The sequence below is a fragment of the Kitasatospora sp. NPDC034533 genome, assembly GCF_055575155.1.
Window position 1 is genome coordinate 55,549 of record NZ_JBVITE010000023.1, and the last position, 14,912, is coordinate 70,460.

Annotated in this window: 18 protein-coding genes; 15 read left to right on the forward strand and 3 right to left on the reverse strand. The window is 72.2% G+C overall.

All coding sequences use genetic code 11. The annotated features are described in order from the left end of the window. Positions 1-177: 177 nt before the first annotated feature. The 11 genes from ACZ55U_RS18380 to era all read left to right on the forward strand — a co-directional run bounded on the left by ACZ55U_RS18380 (position 178) and on the right by era (position 8,040). Entirely contained in the window at positions 178-855 is a 678-nt protein-coding gene (locus ACZ55U_RS18380; RefSeq protein WP_465527169.1) for an RDD family protein, read from the forward strand. An 89-nt stretch (positions 856-944) separates the two neighbouring features. Beyond that, the gene (locus tag ACZ55U_RS18385) at positions 945-1,298 is read left to right on the forward strand and encodes a histidine triad nucleotide-binding protein (RefSeq protein ID WP_465527170.1); all 354 of its coding nucleotides are present in this window, start codon (positions 945-947) and stop codon (positions 1,296-1,298) included. A gap of 6 nt (positions 1,299-1,304) precedes the next feature. Further along, on the forward strand, positions 1,305-2,228 hold the full coding sequence (locus ACZ55U_RS18390) for a ribonuclease Z (protein ID WP_465527171.1): 924 nt from the start codon (positions 1,305-1,307) through the stop codon (positions 2,226-2,228). Between the two features lie 239 nt (positions 2,229-2,467). Next, complete coding sequence (locus tag ACZ55U_RS18395) at positions 2,468-3,601, forward strand: PhoH family protein (protein WP_465527172.1); 1,134 nt, start codon at positions 2,468-2,470, stop codon at positions 3,599-3,601. Between the two features lie 14 nt (positions 3,602-3,615). After that, positions 3,616-4,110 (forward strand): rRNA maturation RNase YbeY, encoded by a 495-nt coding sequence (ybeY, locus tag ACZ55U_RS18400; RefSeq protein ID WP_207816018.1) that lies wholly within the window; start codon positions 3,616-3,618, stop codon positions 4,108-4,110. A gap of 55 nt (positions 4,111-4,165) precedes the next feature. Continuing rightward, the gene (locus tag ACZ55U_RS18405) at positions 4,166-5,455 is read left to right on the forward strand and encodes a hemolysin family protein (protein WP_465527173.1); all 1,290 of its coding nucleotides are present in this window, start codon (positions 4,166-4,168) and stop codon (positions 5,453-5,455) included. 33 nt (positions 5,456-5,488) lie between these two features. Further along, positions 5,489-5,725, forward strand: a complete 237-nt coding sequence (locus ACZ55U_RS18410) for a hypothetical protein (protein ID WP_465527174.1) — start codon at positions 5,489-5,491, stop codon at positions 5,723-5,725. A gap of 43 nt (positions 5,726-5,768) precedes the next feature. Then, complete coding sequence (locus tag ACZ55U_RS18415; protein WP_465527175.1) at positions 5,769-6,320, forward strand: DUF4383 domain-containing protein; 552 nt, start codon at positions 5,769-5,771, stop codon at positions 6,318-6,320. Between the two features lie 16 nt (positions 6,321-6,336). After that, complete coding sequence (locus tag ACZ55U_RS18420; RefSeq protein ID WP_465527212.1) at positions 6,337-6,702, forward strand: cytidine deaminase; 366 nt, start codon at positions 6,337-6,339, stop codon at positions 6,700-6,702. Positions 6,703-6,853: 151 nt separating this feature from the next. Next, positions 6,854-7,039, forward strand: coding sequence for a hypothetical protein (locus tag ACZ55U_RS18425; protein WP_465527176.1), 186 nt, complete (start codon positions 6,854-6,856; stop codon positions 7,037-7,039). A 71-nt stretch (positions 7,040-7,110) separates the two neighbouring features. Continuing rightward, entirely contained in the window at positions 7,111-8,040 is a 930-nt protein-coding gene (gene era, locus ACZ55U_RS18430; RefSeq protein ID WP_465527177.1) for a GTPase Era, read from the forward strand. 37 nt (positions 8,041-8,077) lie between these two features. On the opposite strand, the gene ACZ55U_RS18435 is transcribed toward era, so the two are convergent. Beyond that, a complete protein-coding gene (locus ACZ55U_RS18435) occupies positions 8,078-8,344 on the reverse strand; it encodes a protealysin inhibitor emfourin (protein WP_380697486.1) in 267 nt (88 codons plus the stop codon). Between the two features lie 124 nt (positions 8,345-8,468). Further along, the gene (locus ACZ55U_RS18440) at positions 8,469-9,491 is read right to left on the reverse strand and encodes a M4 family metallopeptidase (RefSeq protein WP_465527178.1); all 1,023 of its coding nucleotides are present in this window, start codon (positions 9,489-9,491) and stop codon (positions 8,469-8,471) included. Between the two features lie 340 nt (positions 9,492-9,831). Here ACZ55U_RS18440 and leuA point away from each other — a divergent pair, with 340 nt between their 5' ends. From leuA to ACZ55U_RS18460, 4 genes are all read left to right on the forward strand, one after another. Beyond that, positions 9,832-11,625, forward strand: a complete 1,794-nt coding sequence (gene leuA, locus ACZ55U_RS18445) for a 2-isopropylmalate synthase (protein ID WP_465527179.1) — start codon at positions 9,832-9,834, stop codon at positions 11,623-11,625. A 238-nt stretch (positions 11,626-11,863) separates the two neighbouring features. Further along, on the forward strand, positions 11,864-12,529 hold the full coding sequence (locus ACZ55U_RS18450; RefSeq protein WP_465527180.1) for a TerB family tellurite resistance protein: 666 nt from the start codon (positions 11,864-11,866) through the stop codon (positions 12,527-12,529). Positions 12,530-12,776: 247 nt separating this feature from the next. Continuing rightward, entirely contained in the window at positions 12,777-13,523 is a 747-nt protein-coding gene (recO, locus tag ACZ55U_RS18455; protein WP_465527181.1) for a DNA repair protein RecO, read from the forward strand. A 4-nt stretch (positions 13,524-13,527) separates the two neighbouring features. After that, positions 13,528-14,385 carry an isoprenyl transferase gene (locus ACZ55U_RS18460; protein ID WP_465527182.1) on the forward strand — a complete coding sequence of 286 codons (858 nt, stop codon included), beginning with the start codon at positions 13,528-13,530 and terminating at the stop codon, positions 14,383-14,385. A 92-nt stretch (positions 14,386-14,477) separates the two neighbouring features. Here ACZ55U_RS18460 and ACZ55U_RS18465 read toward each other — a convergent pair whose 3' ends face one another. Next, on the reverse strand, positions 14,478-14,888 hold the full coding sequence (locus ACZ55U_RS18465; protein WP_465527183.1) for a Fur family transcriptional regulator: 411 nt from the start codon (positions 14,886-14,888) through the stop codon (positions 14,478-14,480). Between the last annotated feature and the right edge of the window lie 24 nt (positions 14,889-14,912).

Below are 14,912 nucleotides of genomic sequence, written 5' to 3' on the forward strand. Positions count from 1 at the left end.
TTTCGGTTTGCCCTGTCCCCCCCTACCCCGACCCCCGCCCAACCTGCTCCCCCTCTTCCTTGGCCCCCCCCCCCCCGCCCTCCCCCCCCCCCCCCCCTCCCCCCCCCCCCTGGGGCGCGGCGGCGTGGGTAGGATGCGGGGCTGTTTCTTGATCCACAGCTCACGGGGGAACCACTCATGGCGCAGGGCTATCCGCCGCCGCGGTACGGCGGGAATCCATACGCACAGCAGCAGCCCTACCCGCCGGCCCAGCCGTACCCGCCGGCCCAGCCGTACCCGCCGGCCCAGCCCTACCCGCCGGCCCAGCCGTACCCGCCGCAGGGCCACGCGCCGCAGCCGTACGCCCACCCGTACCCGGGCCCCCACCCGCAGCCGCGGCCGGCGCTGCCGCCCTGCCCCAAGGAGGCGGGCGGCGGGCGGCGCTTCCTCGCGACCGTGCTCGACTGGCTGCTCGCGATCGGCCTCGGCTTCGTGGCGGCCGACGCCGCGAGCCGGCCCACCACCCGGCAGGTGGCCGGCCACACCGTGCACGACGGCGGCCCGGTGGTGCCGTACGCCGTGGCACTGCTGGCGGTCGGCCTCGCCGTGTCCTTCCTCAACCAGGTGGTGCTGGCCAGGCTGACCGGCTTCAGCGTGGGCAAGGGGATCACGGCGATGCGGGTGGTGCGCCGCGAGGGCGTGACGCGCCCGGACACCTGGCGGCTCACCAGGCGGTGGCTGCTCGGCTTCGTGATCCTCGCGGTCGCCTTCCTCACCGAGGACTTCGACACCGACGAGGGCGACCTCGTCGGCATGCGCTCGGTGCGCTGGAAGCACCTCCAGGAGTACCAGCAGGCCGTCGCCCCGCTCGGCTAGGCTGCGCCCGTACGGCCCCGAGCCCGTACGGGCCCCACCACACCCGACGTCCCACCCCACACCCGACGTACCGATCCGAGGAGAGCGCCATGGCCGGCGAGCCGCAGCCCGACTGCCTGTTCTGCAAGATCGTGGCGGGCGAGATCCCTGCGACGGTGGTGCGCAAGACCGAGCGCACCCTCGCCTTCCGCGACATCGCCCCCAAGGCGCCCGTGCACGTGCTGGTGATCCCGCACGCCCACTACCCGAACGCGGCCGCGCTGGCCGCCGCCGAGCCGGAGATCGCGGGCGAACTGCTCGCCGAGGCGGGCGCGGTGGCGAAGGACGAGGGCATCGAGGACTACCGGCTGATCTTCAACACCGGTGCGGGTGCCGGGCAGACCGTCTTCCACGCGCACGTCCACCTGCTCGGCGGCATGTCGATGACCGAGCGCATGGTCTGATCACCGGTGTCCCAGCGCGAACTCGTCGTCCTCGGCACCGCCAGCCAGGTGCCCACCCGGCACCGCAACCACAACGGCTACCTGCTGCGCTGGGACGGCGAGGGCCTGCTGTTCGACCCCGGCGAGGGCACCCAGCGCCAGATGCTGCTCGCCGGGGTCACCGCCACCCAGATCACCCGGATCGCGGTCACCCACTTCCACGGGGACCACTGCCTGGGCCTGGCCGGGGTGATCCAGCGGATCAACCTCGACCGGGTCCCGCACCCGGTCGACGTCTACTTCCCGGCCTCCGGCGAGGTCTACTTCGAGCGGCTGCGGCACTCCACCGCCTACCACGAGACGGCCGTGCTGCGGCCCCGGCCGATCGACGAGGCCGGTCCGCTGCCCGCGCCCGGCGCCCGCTTCGCGCTGGACGCCGTCCGGCTGGACCACCCGGTGGAGTCCTTCGGCTACCGGCTGAGCGAACCGGACTGCCGCCGGCTGGTGCCGGAGAAGCTCGCCGCGCTCGGCGTGCGCGGCCCCGCGGTCGGCCGGCTCCAGCACGAGGGCGCGATCGAGGCGGAGGGCCGCACCGTGACCCTGGACGAGGTCAGCGAGCCCCGGCCGGGCCAGAAGTTCGCCTTCGTCATGGACACCCGGATGTGCGAGGGCGTGCACCGGCTCGCCGAGGGCGCCGACCTGATGGCCGTCGAGGCGACCTTCACCGACGCCGACGCCCGCCTCGCCGAGGAGCACGGCCACCTCACCGCCGGCCAGGCCGCCAAGGCCGCCGCCGAGGCCGGGGTGCGCACCCTGGTGCTGACCCACTTCTCCCAGCGCTACCCGGACCTCGGCCAGCACCTGGCCGACGCCCGCAAGCACTTCGACGGGGAGCTGGTGCTGGCCGCGGACCTCGACCGGGTGCCCGTCCCGCCCCGCCGCCCGGCGTGAACGGCGCGGCGGGTCGGCGGGGCGGCGGGTCGGGGTGCGGGGGTGGCGGTCGGCGGTGCGGCGGGCCGGCGGTCGGCGGGAAAAAGAGGTCGCGCCGTCCCCCGAACTGCCGCAGCATCGACGGGTGCGGCCCCGCCGCCCGCCCCGGCGATCACGCTCGCGGCGTACCCTGGTGCCCCGGAGACACCGAGCGGCACACGACACCACGGATGGGATGAGGCAGGCCCCAGCGCCGACCTATGAGTGACACATCGCAGACCCGTACCAACGGACAGTCGCGCCCCGAACCCGCCGACGACGGCCGCGTCAGCGCCCGGATCGTCATCCCCGAGAAGCACCCGATGGTCACCCTGCTCGGCACCGCGGACTCCCTGCTGCGCGTGATCGAACAGGGCTTCCCCGCCGCCGACATCCACGTGCGCGGCAACGAGGTGACCGCCACCGGGGAGCGGGCCGAGGTCGCCCTCGTCCAGCGGCTCTTCAACGAGATGATGCTGGTGCTGCGCACCGGCCAGCCCCTGACGGAGGACGCCGTGGAGCGCTCCATCGCCATGCTCCGCAGCCAGCGGGAGGACCCGGACAGCCCGGCGCCCTCCCAGGTGTTCACCGCGAACATCCTGTCCAACCGGGGCCGCACGATCCGCCCGAAGACCCTCAACCAGCAGCGCTACGTCGAGGCGATCGACAAGCACACGATCGTCTTCGGCCTCGGCCCGGCCGGTACCGGCAAGACCTACCTGGCGATGGCCAAGGCCGTCCAGGCCCTCCAGGCCAAGGAGGTCAACCGGATCATCCTGACCCGCCCGGCGGTCGAGGCGGGGGAGCGGCTGGGCTTCCTGCCCGGCACCCTCTACGAGAAGATCGACCCGTACCTGCGCCCGCTGTACGACGCGCTGCACGACATGATGGACCCGGACTCCATCCCCCGCCTGATGGCGGCCGGCACCATCGAGGTCGCGCCGCTCGCGTACATGCGCGGACGCACGCTCAACGACGCCTTCATCATCCTCGACGAGGCCCAGAACACCTCGCCCGAGCAGATGAAGATGTTCCTCACCCGTCTCGGGTTCAACTCCCGGGTGGTGGTCACCGGCGACACCAGCCAGATCGACCTCCCGGGCGGCACCCGCAGCGGCCTCAAGGTCGTCCAGGAGATCCTGGCCGACGTGCCCGACATCCACTTCTCCGTCCTCACCAGCACCGACGTGGTCCGCCACAAGCTGGTCGGCCGGATCGTGGACGCCTACGAGCGCTGGGACGCCCGCCAGGAGGCCGAGGAGTTCTCCCCGGCGTCCCGCAAGCCGGCCCAGCGCCGGCCGGGCAAGGCCGCCGCCGCCCGAGCACCCCGACAGTCCCATCGCACCGAAAGCTGAGCACACAGCACCCCATGTCGATCGACATCGCCAACGAGTCCGGTTGGGAGGCCGACGAGGAAGCCATCCTCGACGTCGCCCGCTTCGCGCTGGACAAGATGCGGATCCACCCGCAGTCCGAACTGTCCGTGATCCTGGTGGACGGTGCGGCGATGGAGGAGCTGCACATCCAGTGGATGGACCTGCCGGGGCCCACGGACGTGATGTCCTTCCCGATGGACGAGCTGCGCCCCGGCAAGGAGGGCGAGGAACTGCCGCAGGGCCTGCTCGGTGACATCGTGCTCTGCCCCGAGGTGGCCGAGCAGCAGGGCAAGGCGGCCCCCTCCAAGCACTCGATGGACGAGGAGCTCCAGCTGCTCACCGTCCACGGGGTGCTGCACGTCCTCGGCTACGACCACGAGGAGCCCGAGGAGGAGGAGGAGATGTTCGCCCTCCAGAAGCGCATCCTGGACGACTGGCGGGCGGGCCGCGGCCTCGGTGGCATCTCCCCGGCCCCCACCACCCACTGAGCGCGGAGCCCGAACCCCTGTGAGTGGTGAGAGTACGAGCTTCATCCTCGGTGCCGTGCTGCTCGTCGTGCTCGGCTGGCTGGCCGCGTGCGCCGAGGCGGGCATCTCCCGGGTCTCCCGGTTCCGGGCGGAGGAGGCGGTGCGCACCGGGCGGCGGGGCTCCGCCCGGCTGCTGGTCGTCGCCTCCGACCCGATCCGCTACCTCAACCTGGCCACCCTGATCCGGGTGGCCAGCGAGATGGCGGCGGCGGTCCTGGTCACCGTGGTGTGCGTGCGCAACGTCAGCCCGACCTGGCAGGCCGTGCTGCTGGCGTTCGGCGTGATGGTGCTGGTGTCCTTCGTCGCGATGGGGGTCTCCCCGCGCACGATCGGGCGCCAGCACCCGCTCACCACCGCGACCGCGGCCTCCTTCGTGCTGCTGCCGCTGGCGGCGGTGCTGGGCCCGATCCCGCGGCTGCTGATCCTGCTTGGCAACGCGCTGACCCCGGGCAAGGGCTACCGGGAGGGCCCGTTCGCCTCCGAGGCGGAGCTGCGGGCGCTGGTGGACCTCGCCGAGAAGGACGACCTGATCGAGGACGAGGAGCGCCGGATGGTGCACTCGGTCTTCGAACTGGGCGACACCATCGTGCGCGAGGTGATGGTGCCGCGCACCGACCTGGTGATGATCGAGCGGCACAAGACCGTCCGGCAGGCGCTCACCCTGGCGCTGCGCTCGGGCTTCTCGCGGATCCCGGTGGTCGGGGACAACGAGGACGACGTGGTCGGCATCGTCTACCTCAAGGACCTGGTGCGCCGCACCCACATCAACCGGGAGGCGGAGGCCGAGGAGGTCGGCGCGGTGACGCGCCCGGCCGTGTTCGTCCCGGACTCCAAGCCGGCCGGCGACCTGCTGCGCGAGATGCAGCAGCGCCGTTCGCACGTGGCGATCGTGATCGACGAGTACGGCGGCACGGCCGGTCTGGTCACCATCGAGGACATCCTGGAGGAGATCGTCGGCGAGATCACCGACGAGTACGACCGGGAGATCGCCCCGGTGGAGGACCTCGGGGACGGCTCGTACCGGATCACCGCCCGGCTGCTGGTGGAGGACCTGGGAGAGCTGTTCGGCATCGAGCTGGAGGACGAGGACGTCGAGACCGTCGGCGGCCTGCTGGCCAAGCACCTGGGCCGGGTGCCGATCCCCGGCTCCTCCTGCGAGATCCCGCTGCCGGAGCCGGCCGACGGCGGCCTGACCGGCATCCTGCTGACCGCCGAGTCCTCGGCGGGCCGCCGCAACCGGATCGGCTCGATGGTCGCCTCGCCCGTGCGCGCCGCCGAGGACGCCGGGGAGCCGGTGGGCGAGTAGCGGGTCCCCGGTCGCCGAGCGACCATGGAGGGCATGACGCACAAACTTCGCGCGGAGTACGGCCCGCAGGGGGCGGCCGGCGGAGTCAAGTCCTGGCACGTCGTGCGGGACGAGGACCTGTCGGTGGCGCTCTGCGGCCGGACGATGGCCGACGACGCCGAGACGCGGCCCGAGCAGGAGTGGGGCACCGGGCTGCGCTGCTGCCAGCAGTGCGGCTCGCTCTACATGCACGAGACGCCGCACATGGAGAGCCACCACCCCTACAGCTAGGGGCCCGGACCTGGCACCGCATGGCCGAGCTCTGGAGGTCGCCATGAAGCTGCAAGACACGCTGACGCCCGTCGACCGCCGCCTGGCCATGGTGTGGCGGATCGGGGCGGGGCTCGGGGGGATCTTCCTGATCGTGTTCGGCTGCCTGGGGCTGGCCGACCACCCCGGGTTCCTGGCCACCCACGGCGACCGGATCGCCGGGCTGTCGACCAACGGGGCGCTGAGCATCCTGTCCATCGTGGCGGGCGCGGTCCTGGTGCTGGGGGCGGTGATCGGCGGGAACTTCGCGTCCAACCTCAACATGGCGGTGGGCGTGCTGTTCGTCCTGTCCGGCTTCTACGGCCTGACGGTGCTCGGGCGGCCGGACGCGAACATCCTCAACTTCCGGATGACGAACGTGCTGTTCGCGTTCGTCTTCGGGATCGTCGTGACGACCTTCGGGATGTACGGCCGGGTGAGCAGCCACCTGCCGCACGACAACCCGTTCTGGCGCAAGCGGATCGAGCACGAGGAGGAGCGGCCGACCACCGCCGCCAAGACCTTCGTCAAGGTCCTGCGCCCGAACCCGGGGCGGACCCACCCGGTCGGCCACTGACCGGCGCCGGGTGCCTATGCTCGGCGGCATGAGTGACATCGTCGAGCTCGACCCCGAAGACAAGAAGATCATCACCCTGGCCCGCTCGGCCCGCGCCCGCAACGGCGTCGCCGAGGGGGCCGCGGTGCGTGACGAGACCGGGCGCACCTACGTGGCCGGGACGGTCGCGCTGGAGTCGCTGCGGCTGAGCGCCCTGCGGACGGCGGTGGCGATGGCGGTGGCCAGCGGCGCCAGGTCGCTGGAGGCGGCGGCCGTGGTGAGCGAGGCGGAGCAGCCGGACGAGGCGGACCTGGCGGCGGTGCGGGACCTGGGCGGGGCCGGGACGCCGGTGCTGCTGGCCGGTCCGGACGGGGTGCTGCGGCTGGCGGCCGAGGCGCGCTGAGGCCCGCCGGGGGCCGTGGGGGCCGTGGGGGCCGCAGAGGTCCGTGGAGGTCCGTGGAGGCCTGTGGGGGCCTGTCCGGACGGGCATGGTCCCCGCCCCTGTCCGGCCGATAATCTCACCGGGGGAGTGGACTCGGTGAGGGGGCTGGGGCATGGGGGCGGTGGGGTTCTTCGCCGGGCTGCTGCTGTTCGTGATGGGGCTGGGGAAGTGGCAGGAGACCGGGTCGGACGCCTGGCTGTACGGCTCGCTCGGCTTCCTGCTGCTGCTGGTGGTGGTCTCGCTGATCCCCACCGGAGGCAAGGGCGGCAAGGGCGGCAAGGCCGGCCCGAAGGGCTGACCGGCGCCCCGGGCACCCCCGGGGGGTGGGCCGGGACGGCGGGGCTCCGGTGATCAGGGAGAATGGAGCCCATGAATGCCCCTTCCTCCTCGTACCGCTCCGGGTTCGCGTGCTTCGTCGGCCGGCCCAACGCGGGCAAGTCGACCCTGACCAACGCCCTGGTGGGGACGAAGGTCGCGATCACCTCCGACCGCCCGCAGACCACCCGGCACACCGTGCGCGGCATCGTGCACCGCCCCGACGCCCAGCTGGTGCTGGTCGACACCCCCGGTCTGCACAAGCCGCGCACCCTGCTCGGCGAGCGCCTCAACGACCTGGTCCGCACCACCTGGGCCGAGGTCGACGTGATCGGCTTCTGCCTGCCCGCCGACCAGAAGATCGGCCCCGGCGACAAATTCATCGCCAAGGAGATCGCCGGGATCAAGAAGACCCCGAAGGTCGCCATCGTCACCAAGACCGACCTGGTCGACTCCAAGCGGCTGGCCGAGCAGCTGATCGCCATCCAGCAGCTCGGCGTGGAGCTGGGCTTCGAGTGGGCCGAGATCATCCCGGTCTCGGCCGTGGGCGACAAGCAGGTGGACCTGGTCGCGGACCTGCTCACCAAGCTGCTGCCGGAGGGCGACCAGCTCTACCCGGACGGCGACCTCACCGACGAGCCCGAGCAGATCATGGTCGCCGAGCTGATCCGCGAGGCCGCGCTGGAGGGCGTGCGCGACGAGCTGCCGCACTCGCTCGCCGTGGTGGTCGAGGAGATGCTCCCGCGCGAGGGCCGCCCGGCGGACCGCCCGCTGCTGGACATCCACGCCAACGTCTACATCGAGCGGCAGAGCCAGAAGGCGATCGTGATCGGTGCCAAGGGCTCGCGGCTCAAGCACGTCGGCACCACCGCCCGCAAGCACATCGAGGCGCTGCTCGGCACGCCGGTCTACCTGGACCTGCACGTCAAGGTCGCCAAGGACTGGCAGCGCGACCCCAAGCAGCTGCGCAAGCTGGGATTCTGACGGAACGTCAGCTCTGCCCGCCGGTGCCGCGCGGGGGCTACGCGCCCTCGCGCAGCACCAGGGAGACCAGCTCGCGCTGCGAGTCGGTGAGCTTCGGATCGGCGCAGTACACCGTCCGGCCGTCGACGGTGATCTCGTAGTGGAAGCCGTCCGGCACCCCGTACGAGGGCGCGCGCAGCCCGCCCGCGACGGCCTCGCGGGCGAGCGCGTGGACGTGCGGGGCGTCCGTGCGGTCGTCGGTGTCGATCTCCGCCTGGCGGGCGATGCCCGCGAAGCCGCCGGTCCGGGTCACCTGGATGCGCATGGTGCCCATGGTGCTCCCCGGGGAGGGGGTTTGCCGGGCTTTTCCCGGACCGTGACCTTGAGCCCGCCTCAACCCGGCCCCTACCGCCGCCGGGGCGGGCCCCGGTGGCGCCGCGGGCGGGCCGTCACCCCGGGCTGACGCCGACCTGCGCCCAGGAGGCCGTGACGGTGTCCGCGACCGCCTGGTCACCGGGGTAGCGGGCCTTCGCGGCGGCCACGGTGGCCCGGGCGAAGGCGGTGAAGCCGGCGTCGGCGGCCAGCGTGCCCCCGGTCAGCGCGTCGTACCAGATCCGCCCCGCGCGCTCCCAGGCCGAGCCGCCGAGCGCGGTGGCCAGCAGGTAGAACGCGTGGTTGGGGATGCCGGAGTTGATGTGCACCCCGCCGTTGTCCTGGGAGGTGTCCACGTAGTCCCGCATGTGCGCGGGCTGCGGGTCCTTGCCCAGCTGCGGGTCGTCGTAGGCGGTGCCGGGCGCCTTCATCGAGCGCAGCGCCACGCCCTGGACGCCCGGGGCGAGCAGCCCGGCGCCGATCAGCCAGTCGGCGTCGGCGGCGCCCTGGCGCAGCGCGTACTGCTTGACCAGCGAGCCGAAGACGTCGGAGACCGACTCGTTGAGCGCGCCGGGCTGGTCCTGGTACTCCAGGCCGGCGGTGAACTGGGTGACGCCGTGGGTGAGTTCGTGTCCGATGACGTCGACGCAGGCGGTGAAGTCGCCGAACAGCACCCTGTCGCCGTCGCCGAACACCATCTGGTGGCCGTTCCAGAAGGCGTTGTCGTAGTCGCGGCCGTAGTGGACGCTCGCGTCCAGCCGCAGGTTCCGGTCGTCGATCGAGTGCCGGCCGAAGACGTCGGCGTACAGCGCGAAGGTCGCGCCGAGGCCGTCGTAGGCGTGGTTGACGGAGGCGTCGGAGGAGGCGCGCTGCCCCTCGGTGCGCACGGTGCGGCCGGGCAGCCGCTGGCCGTGCCCGCTGTCGTAGACCACCCGGTTGAGGCCGGCGGCGCCGGCGACGGGCGGGGTCGGGGCGAGACGGGCCGCGCGGTGGGCGGCGTCGAGGGCCAGGGAGTGGACGGCGGGTTCGTGACCGGCCTCGGCGAGGCGGTCCAGGACGTACGGCGGGACGATCGTGCAGAGCGCTACGGCTGCGGTCATGTGGCCCAGGGTGAGGCCTCGATGACCGGTTGTCACCACCTTTGACGTGACGGGCCGTCGTCTCAAGGAGTGGAACGGAAGCCCGGATCACTTCGGGGGCGCGCGGAGCTGGGCTACGCTGGGGCCATCATGCGCAACGGGCTGCTTCTTCTTAGCTGCCGCGTCGAGGGCCTGTAGTCCACTGGGGCCGGCACCCTCGCCGCGGGGAACGAGCTGTGCGCGATCGGCGATCCGACGGTGTATCGCGAGCGGCAGCTGAGGCCGGCCAGTCGGTGTTGACCAGGTGTTGACCACCCCCGACCCGCCCGCACCACGCATCACAGGAAGCCGAGTCACCTCCATGACCGAGCAGATCTCCGCCGTGTCCGCCCCCGCCGGCCGCCCCTTCGTCGACCGCCCCACCCCGATCACCGCCGCCTCGGTGCGCCAGCGGCCGTCCGGCATGCGGTACGGGCGCTACCTGCCGTTCGGCACGGTGGACCTGCCGGACCGCACCTGGCCGGGCAACGTGATCACCAAGGCGCCGCGCTGGCTCTCCACGGACCTGCGGGACGGCAACCAGGCGCTGATCGACCCGATGTCCCCGGCCCGCAAGCGGATGATGTTCGACCTGCTGGTGAAGATGGGCTACAAGGAGATCGAGGTCGGCTTCCCATCCTCCGGTGCCACCGACCACGCCTTCGTGCGGTCGCTGATCGAGGAGGGGGCGATCCCCGAGGACGTCACCATCTCGGTGCTGACCCAGGCCCGCGAGGAACTGATCGAGAAGACCGTGGAGTCGCTGGTCGGCGCCCCGCGGGCGACCGTCCACCTGTACAACGCGACCGCGCCGCTGTTCCGCCGGGTGGTGTTCCGCAACGACAGGGCGGCCACCAAGGCGATCGCCACCGAGGGCACCCGGCTGGTGATGGAGTACGCGGACAAGCTGCTGGGCGACACCGTCTTCGGCTACCAGTACTCGCCGGAGATCTTCGTCGACACCGAGCTGGACTTCGCGCTGGAGGTCTGCGAGGCGGTCATGGACGTCTGGCAGCCGGGCGAGGGGCGCGAGATCATCCTGAACCTGCCGGCCACCGTCGAGCGGGCCACCCCGAACGTCCAGGCCGACCAGTTCGAGTGGATGTCGCGCAACCTGTCCCGCCGGGAGTTCGTCTGCCTGTCGGTGCACCCGCACAACGACCGGGGCACCGCCGTCGCCTCCGCCGAGCTGGCCTACATGGCGGGCGCGGACCGGATCGAGGGCTGCCTGTTCGGGCAGGGCGAGCGGACCGGCAACGTCGACCTGGTGACGCTGGGGATGAACCTGTTCTCGCAGGGCATCGACCCGCAGATCGACTTCTCCGACATCGACGAGGTGCGCCGCACCGCCGAGTACTGCAACCAGATGGAGGTGCACCCGCGCCACCCGTACGCCGGCGACCTGGTGTACACCTCCTTCTCCGGCTCGCACCAGGACGCCATCAAGAAGGGCTTCGACGTCCTGGAGGCGGACGCCGCGGCCGCGGGCGTGCCGGTGGACGAGCACACCTGGGGCGTGCCGTACCTGCCGATCGACCCGAAGGACGTCGGCCGCACCTACGAGGCGGTCATCCGGGTCAACAGCCAGTCCGGCAAGGGCGGCGTGGCGTACGTGCTGAAGAACGACCACAAGCTGGACCTGCCGCGCCGGATGCAGATCGAGTTCTCCCGGATCATCCAGGCCAAGACCGACGCCGAGGGCGGCGAGGTCAGCCCGGCCGAGATCTGGCGGGTCTTCGAGGACGAGTACCTGCCGACCACCGGCAACCCGTGGGGCCGGATCGCGCTGAGCGGCTCGCGCACCCTGACCACCGAGGACGGCCGGGACGCGCTGACCGCCGAGGCCCTGGTGGACGGCGTGCCGACCCCCCTGACCGGTACCGGCAACGGTCCGGTCTCGGCCTTCGCCGACGCGCTGGCCCGGATCGGCGTGGACGTACGCGTCCTGGACTACGCGGAGCACGCGCTGAGCGAGGGCGGCGACGCCCAGGCCGCCGCGTACGTGGAGTGCGCGGTGGACGGCAAGGTGCTGTGGGGCGTCGGCATCGACGGCAACACCGTGCTGGCCTCGCTGAAGGCGATGATCAGCGCAGTCAACCGCTCGCAGCGCGGCTAATTCGAACGGGTGGTATGCGAAGGGCCGTCCCGCGGGGCGGCCCTTCGCCGTGTCCGCGGGGTGTTGTGGCCTGCGCCACATTTTTTCGAATCGGAAGCCGTTCGAGGTACTGACACGTGCCGGTAACCGTGGCAACATCGACCCACCGGAAAACCGGGTCGGTGGGACGGCTCGGTGTCCGGTCGCGTGACCTGCCCATTGTCGAGCAGGCCGCCTGCCATGTCTGGGGAGTGGCGCCGTGACCAGGTTGTGGGGTGTTCGCCCGAGATGGCGGACTGACGTTCTCGGTGACTTCTTCTGCCCGGGCTGCGGCGGGGACCGCAACTACCGCCGGCAGCACGGCCGGCGGTGGCTGCGGTTGCTGGGCACCCCGGTGCTCCCGCTCGGCCCGGTGATCGGCAGCGTCCAGTGCACCAGCTGCCACGGCCGGTACGGCGTGGAGAGCCTGGAGCAGCCCACCAGCGTGCGCCTCGGTTCGATGCTGCGGGACGCCCAGTACACCATCGCGCTGGCCCTGCTCGCGGCCGGTGGCACCGCCCACCGGGCGGCCCGCGAGGCGGCCTGCACCACGGTGCGCGAGGCCGGGTTCGAGGACTGCGGCGAGGCCCAGGTGCTGGCCGCGCTCGCCGCGCTCTCCGGGCTCGGCGGCGAGCTCTACGACGCCCACGGGATGTCCGGCGGGCTGGCCGTGGAACTGCACGCGGTGCTCGAACCGCTCACCCCTCACCTGGCCCACGCCGGCCGGGAGCGGCTGCTGCTCCAGGGCGCGGCGATCGCCCTGGCCGACGGCCGCTACCTGCCGCAGGAGCGCGAGGCGCTGGCCGCCGTCGGGTGCTGCCTGGACCTGCCGCAGGCGCGGGTCGGGGCGCTGCTGGAGGCGGCGACCAGGGCGCCGTACAAGTAGTCCCGCAGGAGCGGCACCGTCACCGGCGGTTCCGTCCGAGCAGCCCGTCACCGGTGGTTCCGTCCGAGCGGCCCGTCCGCCGGGTCGGGTGCCTCCGAAGATCCGCAGACCACCTCCGATCCCCCACAACGGGCCCGGCCTCCCCACCCGGGCCCGCCGTGACCCGCACCGCAGTGGTCCCCCCACGGCCCCGGTGCGGGCAACACGGCTGTCCGGCGCCGGGGGCGGGTGGGGGACAATGGTCCCCATGAGTCTTTTCCGGGACGACGGCGTCGTGCTGCGGGCGCAGAAGCTCGGCGAGGCCGATCGGATCATCACCCTGCTGACCCGCCAGCACGGCAAGGTGCGGGCCGTCGCGCGCGGGGTGCGGAAGACCAAGTCCAAGTTCGGCGCCCGTCTGGAGCCGTTCTCGCACGTGGACGTGCAGTTCTTCAGCCGGGGGAGTGAGCTGGTCGGCCGCGGGTTGCCGCTCTGCACCCAGGTGGAGACCATCGCGCCGTACGGCGGCTCGATCGTCACCGACTACGGCCGGTACACCGCCGGCACCGCGATGCTGGAGACCGCCGAGCGCTTCGCCGAGAACGAGGGCGAGCCGGCCGTCCAGCAGTACCTGCTGCTGGTGGGCGGGCTGCGCACGCTGGCGGCCGGGCTGCACGAGTCGCACCTGGTGCTGGACGCCTTCCTGCTGCGCTCACTCGCGGTGAACGGGTACGGCGCGAGCTTCACCGACTGCGCCAAATGCGGCCTGGACGGGCCGAACCGTTTCTTCTCCCTCCCGGCGGGCGGGGTGCTCTGCGGCGACTGCCGAGTGCCCGGATGTGCCGTACCCTCCCCTGAGACACTGGTACTGCTCGGGGCGCTGCTGTCAGGGGACTGGCGGACGGCCGACGCCTGCGAGCCGCGGTACTGGCGGGAGGGCAGCGGCCTGGTCGCGGCCTATCTGCAGTGGCACCTGGAGCGGGGCATCCGCTCGATGAGATACGTGGAGAAGTGAGCACATGGCAGCGCGACGGCTCTTCGGCGGCGGCAAGCAGAGGACGTACGTCCCCCCGACCCCGCACCCCAGCGGCGCCGAGCCCCCGAAGATCCCCGGTGAGCTGGTGCCCGAGCACGTCGCCATCGTGATGGACGGCAACGGCCGCTGGGCCAAGGAGCGCGGTCTGCCCCGCACCGAGGGCCACAAGGTCGGCGAGTCCGTGGTGCTGGACGTCCTCAAGGGCGCCATCGAACTCGGGGTCAAGAACATCTCGCTGTACGCGTTCTCCACCGAGAACTGGAAGCGCTCGCCCGACGAGGTGAAGTTCCTGATGAACTTCAACCGGGACGTCATCCGCCGCCGCCGCGACGAGATGGACGCGATGGGCGTGCGCATCCGCTGGGCGGGCCGGATGCCCAAGCTGTGGAAGAGCGTCGTCCAGGAGCTCCAGGTCGCCGAGGAGCAGACCAAGGACAACGACGCCGTCACGCTCTACATGTGCGTCAACTACGGTGGCCGGGCCGAACTCGCCGACGCGGCGCAGGCGATCGCCCAGGACGTCGCGGACGGGAAGCTGGACCCGAAGAAGGTCTCCGAGAAGACCCTCGCCAAGTACATGTACCACCCGGACATGCCGGACGTGGACCTGTTCCTGCGCCCCAGCGGCGAGCAGCGCACCTCCAACTTCCTGCTCTGGCAGTCGGCTTACGCCGAGTTCGTGTTCCAGGACGTGCTCTGGCCGGACTTCGACCGTCGCGACCTGTGGCGCGCCTGCGAGCAGTACGCGATGCGCGACCGGCGCTTCGGCGGGGCGATCCCGAACGAGGTCGGCGCGCCGGCGGTGTCGCCGCTGCCGTCGCCGCTGCCCTCGCCGCGCTGAGGCCGGAGCGGCGCCGCGCACGACGAAGAGGACCCACCGGGCGGTTCCCGGTGGGTCCTCTTCGTCGTGTCCTGTCGTCCTCGTCGTGGGACTCAGACCGTCTTGGCGCACTCCGCACAGGTCCCGAAGATCTCCAGGGTGTGCGCGATGTCGCTGAACCCGTGCTCGGCGGCGACCGAGTTGGCCCAGCGCTCCACCGCGGGGCCCTCCACCTCGACGGTGGCGCCGCAGTGCCGGCACACCAGGTGGTGGTGGTGCCCGCTGCTGCACCGGCGGTAGACCGCCTCGCCGTCGGCGGTGCGCAGCACGTCCACCTCGCCGGCGTCCGCGAGGGACTGGAGCGTGCGGTAGACGGTGGTCAGCCCCACGGAGTCCCCGCGGTGCTTGAGCAGGTCGTGGAGCTCCTGCGCGCTGCGGAAGTCCGCGATCTCGTCCAGGGCCGCCGAGACGGCGGCACGCTGCCGGGTCGATCGGGCGCGCGGCGACGGGCCTGCGGTGGTCACCGTGGGTCCTCCTGGGGTCGTGGG

Bases quoted from the DNA above. Each gene is read 5' to 3' on its own strand.
- ACZ55U_RS18380 (WP_465527169.1), top strand. From the start codon at position 178: ATGGCGCAGGGCTATCCGCCGCCGCGGTACGGCGGGAATCCATACGCA.
- ACZ55U_RS18385 (WP_465527170.1), top strand. From the start codon at position 945: ATGGCCGGCGAGCCGCAGCCCGACTGCCTGTTCTGCAAGATCGTGGCG.
- ACZ55U_RS18395 (WP_465527172.1), top strand. From the start codon at position 2,468: ATGAGTGACACATCGCAGACCCGTACCAACGGACAGTCGCGCCCCGAA.
- ybeY (WP_207816018.1), top strand. From the start codon at position 3,616: ATGTCGATCGACATCGCCAACGAGTCCGGTTGGGAGGCCGACGAGGAA.
- ACZ55U_RS18410 (WP_465527174.1), top strand. From the start codon at position 5,489: ATGACGCACAAACTTCGCGCGGAGTACGGCCCGCAGGGGGCGGCCGGC.
- ACZ55U_RS18415 (WP_465527175.1), top strand. From the start codon at position 5,769: ATGAAGCTGCAAGACACGCTGACGCCCGTCGACCGCCGCCTGGCCATG.
- ACZ55U_RS18420 (WP_465527212.1), top strand. From the start codon at position 6,337: ATGCTCGGCGGCATGAGTGACATCGTCGAGCTCGACCCCGAAGACAAG.
- ACZ55U_RS18425 (WP_465527176.1), top strand. From the start codon at position 6,854: ATGGGGGCGGTGGGGTTCTTCGCCGGGCTGCTGCTGTTCGTGATGGGG.
- era (WP_465527177.1), top strand. From the start codon at position 7,111: ATGAATGCCCCTTCCTCCTCGTACCGCTCCGGGTTCGCGTGCTTCGTC.
- ACZ55U_RS18435 (WP_380697486.1), bottom strand. From the start codon at position 8,344: ATGCGCATCCAGGTGACCCGGACCGGCGGCTTCGCGGGCATCGCCCGC.
- ACZ55U_RS18440 (WP_465527178.1), bottom strand. From the start codon at position 9,491: ATGACCGCAGCCGTAGCGCTCTGCACGATCGTCCCGCCGTACGTCCTG.
- leuA (WP_465527179.1), top strand. From the start codon at position 9,832: ATGACCGAGCAGATCTCCGCCGTGTCCGCCCCCGCCGGCCGCCCCTTC.
- recO (WP_465527181.1), top strand. From the start codon at position 12,777: ATGAGTCTTTTCCGGGACGACGGCGTCGTGCTGCGGGCGCAGAAGCTC.
- ACZ55U_RS18460 (WP_465527182.1), top strand. From the start codon at position 13,528: ATGGCAGCGCGACGGCTCTTCGGCGGCGGCAAGCAGAGGACGTACGTC.